At 42.6% G+C, this 12,211-nt stretch carries 8 protein-coding genes; all 8 read right to left on the reverse strand.

Annotated features, from left to right (window positions below; genetic code table 11):
* Positions 1–9: 9 nt before the first annotated feature.
* On the reverse strand, positions 10–756 hold the full coding sequence (locus MED121_RS01275; protein ID WP_207382781.1) for an SDR family oxidoreductase: 747 nt from the start codon (positions 754–756) through the stop codon (positions 10–12).
* 571 nt (positions 757–1,327) lie between these two features.
* Entirely contained in the window at positions 1,328–1,855 is a 528-nt protein-coding gene (locus MED121_RS01280; RefSeq protein ID WP_036178467.1) for a type VI secretion system tube protein Hcp, read from the reverse strand.
* A gap of 1,168 nt (positions 1,856–3,023) precedes the next feature.
* Positions 3,024–3,896 (reverse strand): succinate--CoA ligase subunit alpha, encoded by an 873-nt coding sequence (gene sucD / locus MED121_RS01285; protein ID WP_009831769.1) that lies wholly within the window; start codon positions 3,894–3,896, stop codon positions 3,024–3,026.
* Positions 3,896–5,062 carry an ADP-forming succinate--CoA ligase subunit beta gene (gene sucC, locus MED121_RS01290; protein ID WP_009831770.1) on the reverse strand — a complete coding sequence of 389 codons (1,167 nt, stop codon included), beginning with the start codon at positions 5,060–5,062 and terminating at the stop codon, positions 3,896–3,898. Before sucC ends, sucD begins: the two co-directional genes overlap by 1 nt.
* Before the next feature lie 113 nt (positions 5,063–5,175).
* On the reverse strand, positions 5,176–6,618 hold the full coding sequence (gene lpdA / locus MED121_RS01295; protein ID WP_036178470.1) for a dihydrolipoyl dehydrogenase: 1,443 nt from the start codon (positions 6,616–6,618) through the stop codon (positions 5,176–5,178).
* Positions 6,619–6,735: 117 nt separating this feature from the next.
* Positions 6,736–8,250, reverse strand: a complete 1,515-nt coding sequence (gene odhB / locus MED121_RS01300; RefSeq protein WP_009831772.1) for a 2-oxoglutarate dehydrogenase complex dihydrolipoyllysine-residue succinyltransferase — start codon at positions 8,248–8,250, stop codon at positions 6,736–6,738.
* 33 nt (positions 8,251–8,283) lie between these two features.
* Positions 8,284–11,121: a 2-oxoglutarate dehydrogenase E1 component gene (locus MED121_RS01305; RefSeq protein ID WP_009831773.1), complete on the reverse strand. Its 2,838-nt coding sequence runs from the start codon at positions 11,119–11,121 to the stop codon at positions 8,284–8,286.
* A gap of 372 nt (positions 11,122–11,493) precedes the next feature.
* A complete protein-coding gene (locus tag MED121_RS01310) occupies positions 11,494–12,198 on the reverse strand; it encodes a succinate dehydrogenase iron-sulfur subunit (protein WP_009831775.1) in 705 nt (234 codons plus the stop codon).
* Between the last annotated feature and the right edge of the window lie 13 nt (positions 12,199–12,211).

Below are 12,211 nucleotides of genomic sequence, written 5' to 3' on the forward strand. Positions count from 1 at the left end.
AGCTTGGTGCTATAGACCACCCATTAGATCGATGTTAGTGCCTGTTGCGAAGGAGGCTTTATCAGATGCTAGCCAATAGATTGCTTCGGCAATTTCAATAGGCTCGCCTCCCCTTTGCATGGGAATCTTGTCTTTTAGACGATCTACTCTTCCAGGCTCGCCACCATCGGCATGCATATCCGTATAAATAAGACCGGGCCGCACCCCATTCACCCTAATACCTTGAGTTGCAACTTCAAGAGACAAACCTTTTGTCATGGCATCCATAGCAGCTTTTGAGGCAGCATAGTCGACATATTCGTTAGGCGAGCCGGTTTTTGCCGCACCTGAGGATACATTAATGATACAGCCACCTTTGCCATCATATTTATATGCCATGCGTTTCACTGCTTCTCTGGCACATAAAAAAGCGCTGGTCACATTATTAATTAAGATGCTATTAATACGCTCCGCTGTCATATCTTCAAGACGCATTTGCTGCTTTAAAATGCCCGCATTGTTCACTAAGACAGAGACTGGACCTAGCTCTTGATCAACTAACTCAAACAGACGCACTACGTCCTCCTCTAGAGAGACATCCGCTTGAACCACGATGCATTTCGCACCTTGCGAGCGAAGCCTTTGGGCTAATTCATTTGCAGGAGCGGCTTGGGATTTATAATTTAAACAGATGGCATAACCATGATCCGCAAATAATTGCGCTGTGGTTGCCCCTATACCACGACCAGACCCTGTAATTACGACGACTTTTGAAATTTGCACAATCATCTTGTAAATCAACACCTTATAAAAAAACTAATAACTCAAGTCAGCCTGACTCTCGATGAGAATATATGATTATTTTATTTAAAGAGAAAAAAAACGCTAGCTAAATAAATAAGATTTAATAAATAGGATTAACAAGGAAATAGATTTAAAAACATATTTGTATTTAAACAAGAGGGGTAATTTAAAGAGCCGGCGAATAAGTCCTCCCGCCTCAGCGTGTGGATAAAAGCAACTAGATTTATGGCGAGGGGCGCAACTTAATAGTTATTCTATTGATAAGGTCCTCAACCTAAAGATAGGGCTTTTAGACCACGCCCTTCGGGTCTTTAAATAATACCTACTCGGCATTTCAGAAAAAATATCACTCTACGTTGCCCCTTCTTGAAAGGTACCTACAATGACTTTCTATTAATAAACGCAAAGTGACGCCTTGTTTGACACTTTTTCTTTAAAGACTGAGAAGAGGTGACTTATTCGCAGGTTCCTTAATCGATAAACATAAAAAAGACCTGATAAAATCAGGCCTTTTTCAATGAAGTATCGAGTTACACTAAGATACTTAAAGTGCAGCTTTAGAAGCCAAAGTTGCAGTAGGTACATCATACTTGATGGTGTCACCTTTTTGGATTTTACCTGCATCATCTTCGTAGTAGTAAACTAGACTCATTGTTGCATAAGCAAGAGAGAAAGACTCGCTTGGTAGAGAACCGTCACCACAACCTAAGTTGTAACTAGCGACACGAGATTTCTCAATAGTAATCACTAGGTAAGGATCAGCACCGTTACCTTCACGAGACGGCTTAGTAATCATGATTTCACAAGTTTTACCTTCAGCGCCTGGAGAGAACAAGAAAGTCGTTAGTAAAGGACTTGCACCGTCTGATCCGCGTGACACACTTAGTTCACCTAAACCCACCATACCTTGGTCAGCATTATTTGCGTTACCGACATCAACTGTTACACCACGAACCGCACCCCAAGAAAGAGAGTCGATTGCGAAGAAGCCTTTTTTACCACCTACTTCACCAATTGTTGCTGCACCGTTGATTGCATCTACACCATCAATACGCATATATATAGTAGCCATAATTTAATTCCTCATTATTCAATTAAATATCAATAAATTTTAAAAACCTAAAAGTCAATTCCAAGAAAAATCAAATTCTATTTTTTAATAAACTTCTTATTAAAATTAAATCATTTAAATAAGAAGTAATTATTTCAAACCTACCCAAGAGGTTTTTAAAATTAACTCGTCTTGTTGGTAAAAATATTACGACGCATGCCAAGCATAGTAAATAATATTAATTTAACATCCATGACTTCTTCATATTCTGCTAATACTCGATTACACAAAGTAGCATCCCAAAACACGAAGAAAACCATAAGCCATTGATATTAAATAATTTAATAAAATAAAAACCAAAATCGTCACCTGCATTTTTTATCCACATTCGGCCTAAAAAAACACATAAAAGTGTAGGAAACTGCTTATTTAAATTGAACCTAAGCAAAGATAATAAAATTTAAAACAAAATTCAGAAAATACTCATAAAAATACTAGACATTTAATATTGATAAAGCCAAAGCACCTGTATATGGACAAGACAAACGTTTTAAATCATCAACTGCAACATTGATCTCAAGTCTCATTTTCAATTTTGAACTAAATAACTAAGGAGATCTAAGGCGCTAGTTAACCGACGAATAGGCACTCCCGCCTCCGCGTGTGAATACAACTACTAGATTTATGGCGAAAGACGCAACTTAATTGCTGCGCTTGATAAGGGCCTCAACTTAAAGATGGGCTATTAGACCACGCCCTACGAGGCTTGCAGAACAAGTTGCAAATAAAGAGACACACAGTGCTGCCTCTTCTCAAAAGGTAGCAACACTAATTTTCTATTAGTCACATGCAAAGCGACGCCTTGTTTGGCACTTTTCCCATAACGATAAAAAGGCTAGATTGAGAAGAGGTGACTTAATCGCAGCTCCTTAGAAGCGCTCTAAGCATTTGATGCCAATAAATAATGGACTAATGTAATCAATACCTGAAAAGCACTCACACAAGCTAACCACGCCCTCAACCATATATTTCTTACTCTGATCTCCTCTACCTCTTCTAACATCTTCTAATCTCTAACTAAACAAGAACGACAGCGTCATTCTCAACAACAGCTAACATCATTTATTAAAAGCAAAAAAAATCCCCGCTAGAGCGGGGATTTTGTTGTAACGCTTAAAGATTTCTTAGCTTACCAGCCAGTCAATTCTTTTAGAGCATCACCGATGTCAGCTAGAGAACGTACAGTTTTAACACCTGCGTCTTCTAGTGCTGCGAATTTCTCATCAGCAGTACCTTTACCACCAGAGATGATAGCGCCGGCATGACCCATACGCTTACCAGCTGGCGCAGTAACACCTGCAATGTAAGAAACAACAGGCTTAGTGACATTAGCTTTAATGTAAGCAGCCGCTTCTTCTTCTGCAGTACCACCGATTTCACCAATCATTACGATCGCTTCAGTTTTAGGGTCGTTTTGGAACAACTCTAGAACGTCGATGAAGTTAGTACCTGGGATTGGGTCACCACCAATACCGACACAAGTAGACTGACCAAAACCAGCATCAGTCGTTTGCTTAACGGCTTCATAAGTCAAAGTACCAGAACGAGATACGATACCTACTTTACCTGGCAAGTGAATGTGACCAGGCATGATGCCGATCTTACATTCGCCTGGTGTGATAACACCTGGGCAGTTAGGTCCGATTAGGCGTACACCTAGCTCGTCACAAGCAACTTTACAGTCAAGCATGTCTAGTGTTGGGATACCTTCAGTGATACAAACTATTAGTTTGATGCCACTGTTAGCTGCTTCAAGGATAGAATCTTTACAGAAAGGCGCTGGTACATAGATAACAGATGCTTCAGCACCAGTTTCTTCTACTGCTTCACGTACAGTGTTAAAAACAGGTAGGCCTAGGTGAGTTTGACCACCTTTACCAGGTGTTACACCACCAACCATTTTTGTACCGTAAGCAATTGCTTGCTCAGAGTGAAAAGTACCTTGACCGCCAGTAAAACCTTGGCAAATTACTTTAGTATCTTTGTTAATTAGAACAGACATTATTTGCCCTCCGCAGCTTTAACAACTTGAACAGCCGCGTCTTTTAGACTTGAAGCCGCAATAATATCAAGATCAGATTTCGCTAGCACTTCACGGCCTAGCTCAGCATTTGTACCTTCAAGACGTACAACAACAGGCACCTGAACACCAACTTCTTTAACAGCACCGATAATACCTTCAGCAATCATATCGCAACGTACGATACCACCGAAGATGTTAACCAATACAGCTTTTACATTGTCATCAGAAAGGATGATTTTGAATGCTTCAGATACACGCTCTTTAGTCGCGCCGCCACCAACGTCTAGGAAGTTAGCTGGCTTGCCACCGTGAAGGTTTACGATGTCCATAGTACCCATCGCTAGGCCTGCACCGTTAACCATGCAACCAACGTTACCGTCTAGTGCTACATAGTTAAGTTCGAAAGAGGCTGCATGTGCTTCACGTGCATCTTCTTGAGATGGATCGTGGAACTCTTGCATTTTCTTTTGACGGTAAACAGCATTGCTATCAATGTTGATTTTTCCGTCTAGGCAGTGAATGTTGCCTTCTTCAGTGATTACCAATGGGTTGATTTCTAGCAGTGCGAAATCAAAGTCATGGAACATCTGAGACAAACCTAGGAAAACTTTAGTGAATTGCTTGATTTGAGTTGGGTTTAGGCCCAATTTAAATGCAAGTTCACGCGCTTGGTAAGGTTGAGCGCCAACTAGAGGATCGATAATTGCTTTGTGAATCAACTCAGGCGTTTCTTCAGCAACAGTCTCGATATCCACACCACCTTCAGTAGATGCCATGAACACAACGCGGCGAGTAGCACGGTCAACAACTGCACCTAGGTACAATTCGTTAGCAATATCTGTGCAAGACTCAACTAGGATTTTAGAAACTGGCTGACCATTTTCATCTGTTTGGTAAGTCACTAAGTTTTTACCAATCCACTGGTTAGTGAATTCAGCAATTTCTTCGTGAGTCTTAACAAGCTTAACACCGCCTGCTTTACCACGTCCGCCTGCATGTACTTGAGCTTTTACAACCCACATGTCGCCGCCGATTTTCTTAGCTGCTTCTACCGCCTCTTCTGGCGTGTCACATGCATACCCTGTAGATACTGGCAGGCCGTATTCAGCAAAAAGCTGCTTTGCCTGATATTCGTGTAGGTTCATTTGTTTTTCCGCTCATCTTGTAATGATTGATATAAGCTCTGCCAAATTGACAGAAATTGTCAGCTCCTGTGCTCATCAATCACAGGGCTGACAAATCGAATTTATTTAAGCGATTATTTACGCTTTTTACGGTTTGCAATATGGATAGCATGGCCATCAACAGCAAGCGCCGCTTCATGTACTGCTTCACTCACGGTTGGGTGAGCAAATACAGTTAGAGCAATATCTTCTGCAGTTGAACCAAATTCCATTGCAATAACAGCTTGAGCGATCAAGTCTGCCGCATGGCCACCAATGATATGGCAACCTAGGATACGATCAGTTTCTTCATCGGCAATGATCTTAACGAAACCGTCAGTATCATTTGCTGCCATAGCACGACCAGATGCTGCAAATGGGAATTTACCCACTTTATAGCTAACACCAGCGGCTTTAAGTTCTTGTTCGTTTTTACCAACCCAAGCTAGTTCTGGGTGAGTATAAATTACTGAAGGAATGCAGTCATAGTTCATTTGCGCTTTATGACCAGCAATGATGTCAGCAACCATCACACCTTCTTCAGATGCTTTGTGCGCCAACATAGGACCACGTACGATATCACCAATTGCGAATACACCTGGTACAGATGTACGGCACTGATCGTCAACAAATACGAAACCACGCTCATCTAGCTTAACGCCAGAATCAGCAGCTAGACATCCATCAGTAAATGGCTTACGACCAACAGCAACAATTAGTTTGTCGAAAGTTTGCTTCTCTTCATCACCTTTAGCGTTAAGGTAAGTTACTTCAACTTCTTCACCCTTAACTTCACTTCCAGTTACACGTGCACCAACACGAATATCTAGGTGTTGTTTCTTGAAGATCTTGCCAGCTTCTTTTGCAATATCTTTATCACAAACGCTTAGGAATTGATCTTGAGCTTCTAGAACAACGACGTCAGAACCTAGGCGAGCCCAAACAGAACCAAGCTCTAGACCGATAACGCCAGCACCGATAACACCTAGACGTTTTGGTATTTCACGGAAGTCCAATGCACCTTCATTATCAACGATAATGTCACCAGTACGAGGCGCTGGTGGGATGTTTACAGGTACAGAACCCGTTGCCAAGATAACGTTTTCAGCATCAAGAACAGTGACAGTGCCGTCATGGGCAGTGAATTCAACTTTCTTACCAGCAAGTACTTTACCCATACCTTCAAAGCTTGTTACACCGTTTGCTTTGAAAAGACCGGTAATACCACTTGTTAGTTGGTCAACAATTTTATCTTTACGATCAACCATGGCATTGACATCCATGCTTACATCGCCAACCGCAATACCATGAACACCGTATGCTTCTTTTGCATCATGGTACTTATGAGAAGAGTCTAACAAGGCTTTAGAAGGGATACAGCCTACGTTCAGACAAGTACCACCAAGTCTTGGCTTATTGTCTTTATCTAGCCACTTTTCAATACAAGCTGTTTTAAGGCCCATTTGAGCAGCACGGATAGCAGCAACGTAACCACCAGGGCCGCCACCAATTACAATAACATCAAATTTTTCAGACATAAGGGTTTCCATTTCTCGGTCAATACGGGCACAACCACATCTAGCTTATAGAAGAGTCGTGCCTCATGTTGTAATTTACCCGACCCAGGATAAGGGCCGAGCTTATAATTTGCTCAGTTACACTTCAAGCAACAAACGTGCTGGATCTTCCAACAAATCTTTTACTTTTACAAGGAATTGAACCGCTTCCTTACCATCAATCATACGGTGATCGTATGACAATGCTAAGTACATCATAGGCTGGATAACAACCTGACCATTGACAGCCATAGGACGCTCTTGGATCTTATGCATACCCAAGATAGCTGTTTGTGGTGGATTCAAAATTGGTGTCGACATTAGAGAGCCGAAAGTACCACCATTGGTAATAGTGAAAGTACCACCTTGCATGTCGTCAAGACCTAGTTTGCCATCACGACCACGTACAGCAAAATCCATGATACCACTTTCGATATCAGCAAGACCCATAGAGTCTGTATTACGCAGTACAGGAACCATAAGGCCACGGTTAGTAGATACGGCTACACCAATATCTTGGTAACCATGGTAAACCATGTCATTACCATCGATGGATGCGTTAACTGCTGGGAAGGCTTTAAGCGCTTCAGTCACAGCTTTAACAAAGAAAGACATAAAGCCTAACTTAGTACCGTTATGGGTTTTAAGGAATAGATCCTTATACTTCTTACGAAGCTCCATTACTGGACCCATATTCACTTCGTTATAAGTCGTTAGCATGGCAGCTGTTTGCTGTGCTTCAACCAAACGCTTTGCAATAGTTGCACGAAGGCGAGTCATAGGAACACGCTTCTCAACACGACCATCAGTATTCGCTAGCGGCGCAGCAGGAGCAGGTGTCGCTGGCGCTACAACAGGAGCCGCGGCTGGCGCAACGGGTGTTTGAGCAGGCGCTTGTTTTTGAGCGGCTTCAACATCTTCTTTAGTGATACGACCACCTTTACCTGTACCCTTAACTTGAGCAACAGTTAGGCCGGCTTCAGCCAAGGCTTTACGTGCAGCTGGACCTGCAACCGCGTCATCATCACCTTCAACAGCAACAGGCGCTGTCGCAGCAGGAGCCGCAGCACCGCCAGTTGCACCCACAAGGAAAGTCGCTAATGCTTGAGCACTTAATACGGTATCGCCTTCGCCAGCTAATACATTACCAATCACACCAGCTGCTGGTGCAACAACTTCAAGTACAACTTTATCTGTTTCAATGTCAACAATGTGCTCATCACGTTCACATAGTTCACCTGGTTGTTTGTGCCAAGCTGCAACAGTACCGTCAGCAACAGACTCGGGGAAAACAGGCGCCTTAATTTCAACACTTTCAGTTGACTCAGAAGCAGCTGCTGGTGCAGCAGCAGGCGCTTCTGGCGCAGCAGCGGCATCACCAGCGACGAATGTTGCTAGCACTTCAGCGCTAAGTACAACATCACCTTCAGCTTTATGAATTGCTTGAAGGACACCATCAGCAGGCGCTACAACTTCAAGAACTACTTTATCTGTTTCGATATCAACAATGTGCTCATCACGAGAACATGCTTCACCTGGCTGTTTGTGCCAAGTTGCAACCGTACCGTCGGCTACGGACTCTGGAAATGTAGGTGCTTTTATTTCGATACTCATTTTAAACCCTTAATTTCTTTGACTGACGTTGTATTAGCCTTGAATGGCATCGTTTACTAACGCTTCTTGTTCTTCAATATGGATAGACATGTAACCTGCTGCTGGCGCTGCAGAAGAAATACGACCTGCAAAGCGGATCTTCAACTGCGGATACAAGGCTTCCAGCACACGATTCATACGGTGGCGATTTGCATGCCAAGCACCCTGGTTCTTAGGCTCTTCTTGACACCAAACAAGCGACTCTACATTTTTGTAAGGTGCTAAAACCGTTTCAAAATCTTTGTACGGGAATGGATATAACTGCTCTAAACGAATAACAGCCACATCATCTTTCGCCAATTCTTCACGACGATTAATCAAATCGTAGTAAATCTTACCGCTACAAATAACCAAACGCTTCACATCAGCAGGATCAGCTTTAGATGAAGAATCAGGTAGTACGGTTTTAAAGCTGCCTTCAGATAAATCTTCCAAAGAAGAGATAGCTTGCTTATGACGCAAAAGGCTCTTCGGTGACAAGATAATCAAAGGACGACGCATTGGGCGAATCGCTTGACGACGTAAGATATGATAAATCTGAGCAGGTGTTGTTGGTACACAAACCTGAATGTTAAATTCAGCACAAAGCTGCATATAACGCTCAAGACGAGCAGATGAATGCTCTGGCCCCTGACCTTCATAACCGTGTGGAAGTAACATAGTTAGACCGCATAAACGACCCCACTTGTGCTCACCACTGGTAATAAATTGGTCAATTACAACTTGCGCACCATTGGCAAAGTCACCAAATTGTGCTTCCCAGATAACCATGCCTTTTGGAGACGTAGTCGCGTAACCATATTCGAATGCCAATACCGCTTCTTCAGATAAGTATGAATCATACAAATCTAACGGAGGTTGACCTTCAGACAAGTGTTTTAAAGGAATATAACTACTACCGTCTTTTTGGCTATGAATAACAGCATGACGGTGAGAGAAAGTACCACGGCCAGAATCTTGACCTGTAATACGTAACGGGAAGTCTTGCTCTAACAAGGTAGCGAAAGCCAAAGTTTCGGCATAGCCCCAGTTAATCGGCAAAGCACCGGCCGTCATCTTATCTCTGTCTTGATAGATTTTTTGTACCTGACGCTGAACCACAATACCATCTGGTATTTGAGTTAGCTTTTTAGCCAATTCTTGAAGCTTAGCAAGCGGGTAAGTTGTGTCACCCTCATCAGTCCAATCAGCACCGATATAAGGTGTCCAATCGACAAAAGACCCTGTTTGTGATTCTAGCACCAAGCTCTTAGAAACATGACGACCATTGTCTAAGTCTTCACGGTTTTCATCAACCAACTGTTTCTCTTCTGCCTTGCTAACAACCCCAAGACCAACCAGCTTATCAGCATATTGGGTACGAGTTGTTTTTAGCTTGTTAATCACTTGATACATAAGCGGCTGAGTACCAGAAGGCTCATCAGTCTCGTTATGACCACGACGACGATAACAAACTAAATCAATCACAACGTCACGACCAAACTCGTAACGGTAATCTAACGCGAGTTGAGTCACAAACAAAACAGCTTCTGGATCATCACCATTTACATGGAAGATAGGCGCCTGAATCATTTTTGCAACATCAGTACTGTATTGCGTAGAACGTACATCTTCTTGACGGTTAGTTGTGAAACCAACTTGGTTATTCACAACAATATGAACTGTACCCCCTGTTTTATAGCCACGGGTTTGTGACATTTGGAAGGTTTCCATTACCACACCTTGACCCGCAAACGCAGAGTCACCGTGAATGGAAATCGGTACTACCGTCTTACCCGTTGTGTCATTACGACGATCTTGGCGAGCACGCACAGATCCTTCAACAACAGGTGATACAATCTCTAAGTGAGATGGGTTAAATGACAAAGCTATATGAACTTCACCACCATCTGTCACCACATTGGAAGAGAAACCTTGGTGATACTTAACGTCACCAGATGTATTAACGAGTTTCTTACCTTCGAACTCGTCAAATAAATCTTTAGGGTTCTTACCTAATGTATTTACCAATACATTTAATCGACCACGGTGAGCCATACCAATAACAACTTCTTTAGCACCTAGTGCGCCAGAACGTTGAATTAGCTCATTCATCATTGGGATTAAAGATTCTGCACCCTCTAGACCGAAACGTTTAGCACCAGGGTAGCGACTACCTAAGTATTTTTCTAAGCCTTCAGCTGCAGTTAGGCGCTCTAGAAGGCTTTTACGTGTTTCATTGGAATATTGCGGGTCAGATAGAGAAGATTCGACACGCTGTTGGATCCAGCGTTTTTCTTGGGTGTCGACTAGGTACATAAACTCGTAACCAATCGATGAGCAGTAAGTCTTTTCTAGTCCGGCAATGATGTCTTTCAGCTTCATGACATCTTTGCTAAAGAATAGAGGGCCTGTACTAAACTCTTCATCTAGGTCAGCACCAGTCAACTGGTGAAAAGCTAGATCCAAATCTGGTACTTGGTTACGGCCTTGCAAACCTAATGGATCTAGATTTGCATGCTGATGACCACGCATTTGATACGCGCTAATCAACTGCAGTACTTTAATTTGTTTCTGTTCGTGGCCAGAGCTTACAGCTGCAGAAACTGCGGCTGGCTGGAAACGGTATTTATTTTTAGCCAGTTGTAAGAATTGCTCCTGTACAACGGAATGAGGAACATCTGTAGACTGCCCTTCACTCACCCTTGGCAATTGGTCAAAGCATTTACGCCATTCTTCCGACACTGAGTTCGGATCGACGAGGTAGCTTTCAAATAGCCCCTCAATGTACTCTAGGTTGCCACCTGAGAAATGAGAGGTGCTCCATAGCAACTCCATTAAACTTTCGTGCATTCTCGATCACCCTTATGTTCGAGCCGTCTGCCGCATTACGACAAGTATCAATCTTATAGTGTGTTGACTATTAAGGCTCGTGTGGCCTGTTAAGCCTGCCAATTTTACTACTTCATACTCTCTCTACTGTGTCAGTAAAATTGTTAATCATTCGGCACCAATCTGAAGAGTCAAACTAAGTACCTGCACTACCTTCCAACTGTGCCAAGTGATTAAACTTTATTTACTCATCCTTGTTCCCACAATAAAGAAACTTAAATTCTGGGTTTATTTACGTTTGGTCTCTATGTTTGACCTTATTAACGTAAATGGGCGACATGAAATTCATCATGTCGCCTATTTATTTGCCTTCCATTTGAAGGCACAACTCGCTTAAGTCGCGCGCTGCAATAACATGGTGCGAATGTTACCAATTGCTTTCGTTGGATTCAGCCCTTTAGGACAAACATTTACACAGTTCATGATACCGTGACAGCGGAATACACTGAATGGATCATCAAGTTCAGATAGTCGCTCTTGTGTTGCGTTATCACGTGAATCAATTAAGAAACGATAAGCCTGCAACAAGCCTGATGGTCCAACAAATTTATCTGGGTTCCACCAGAATGATGGACACGCAGTCGAACAACAAGCACACAAGATACATTCATAAAGACCGTCAAGCTTTTCACGCTCTTCTGGACTCTGTAAACGCTCAATTGCTGGTGCTGGTGTGTCGTTAATCAAGTAAGGACGAATCTTCTCGTATTGCTTGTAGAACTGACCCATATCAACAACAAGGTCACGAACAACAGGTAAACCAGGTAAAGGACGCAATACCAACTTGTCATTTTTCACAACAGCTGACATAGGCGTAATACACGCCAAGCCATTTTTGCCGTTCATATTCATACCATCAGAACCACATACACCTTCACGGCATGAACGGCGATATGATACAGAAGGATCCTTATCTTTCATAAGGTTCAATACATCCAATACCATCAGATCTTTACCTTCAGGCAGATCTACTTGGACATCTTGCATGTAAGGAGCGTCATCAACTTCTGGATTGTAACGATAAATACTAACTAACATTTGCTACTACCCC

Source organism: Marinomonas sp. MED121 (assembly GCF_000153025.1).
In the GTDB taxonomy this organism is placed as follows: Bacteria; Pseudomonadota; Gammaproteobacteria; order Pseudomonadales; family Marinomonadaceae; genus Marinomonas.

Excerpts from the sequence above, each read along its gene's own strand:
- lpdA (WP_036178470.1), bottom strand. The coding sequence starts at position 6,618 with ATGTCTGAAAAATTTGATGTTATTGTAATTGGTGGCGGCCCTGGTGGT.
- MED121_RS01305 (WP_009831773.1), bottom strand. The coding sequence starts at position 11,121 with ATGCACGAAAGTTTAATGGAGTTGCTATGGAGCACCTCTCATTTCTCA.
- MED121_RS01280 (WP_036178467.1), bottom strand. The coding sequence starts at position 1,855 with ATGGCTACTATATATATGCGTATTGATGGTGTAGATGCAATCAACGGT.
- odhB (WP_009831772.1), bottom strand. The coding sequence starts at position 8,250 with ATGAGTATCGAAATAAAAGCACCTACATTTCCAGAGTCCGTAGCCGAC.
- sucD (WP_009831769.1), bottom strand. The coding sequence starts at position 3,896 with ATGTCTGTTCTAATTAACAAAGATACTAAAGTAATTTGCCAAGGTTTT.
- sucC (WP_009831770.1), bottom strand. The coding sequence starts at position 5,062 with ATGAACCTACACGAATATCAGGCAAAGCAGCTTTTTGCTGAATACGGC.
- MED121_RS01310 (WP_009831775.1), bottom strand. The coding sequence starts at position 12,198 with ATGTTAGTTAGTATTTATCGTTACAATCCAGAAGTTGATGACGCTCCT.